General features: G+C 47.6%; 1 pseudogene. It reads left to right on the forward strand.

Annotated features, from left to right (window positions below):
- Positions 1–909 (forward strand): annotated as a pseudogene (locus tag AC2SLP_RS11985) (hypothetical protein); the annotation flags it as partial.

A 909-nucleotide genomic window follows, 5' to 3' on the forward strand; every position in this document is an offset into this window, starting at 1 on the left:
ACAGCCGGAGACATTGCTGACGCTATTAATAGTTCAGGATTTACCGTACAAGCTAACGGTGATTCAGGAGAGGTTGTTAATCCTGGTGATGACGTTAACTTCGTTAATGGCGACAATATAGAGATTACTCGTGATGGTACTGAGTTCACAGTCGCTACTGCTAAAGATGTTGTTTTTGACAGTGTCACAGTGGGTCCTGTCACCATCGATAATACAGATGGTATTGATGCCGGCGACACCGCAATCACGGGTGTTGCTGCGGGCACAAACCCGAATGACGCAGTCAATGTTAGTCAATTGACCGAGACCAATGACGCGGTTGCCGAAGGTTTTAATATAGCGGCAGACAACGGTACTGAGGACAATGTACAACTAAGTGAAACAGTCACCTACACCAGTACAGATGGCAACATCGTTACCACAGTGACTGACAACCAAATCGACTTTGGCTTAGCAAACAGCATCACCGTCGGTACAGCCAACCCTGTGACCATCAATGGTGACGCTGGTACCGTAGGCGGACTCACCAACACCACCTATGACCCAGCCAACATTGTTAGCGGACAAGCTGCTACTGAAGACCAGTTGCAACAAGCGGCAGCGGCCTCACAAGAAGAAGTTACCTCTGATGATGGTTCTATCACGGTTGATAGCTCGGGCACAAACGCAGATGGTGCAACTATCTTCGATGTATCCGTCAATACTGATGGCACCACCATCATTAAAGATGCTGATGGGAACATTACTGCTAATACCACAACCTTAACGCCTGACTCAAATGGCTCAATAGTTACCCCGACTGGCGGTGATGAAAACACGCTAATCACTGCAGGTAGTGTGGCTGATGCTATTAATAGTTCAGGATTTACCGTACAAGCTAACGGTGATGCAGGCGAGGTAGTTAATCCA

This window comes from Psychrobacter sp. CX21 (assembly GCF_057396255.1).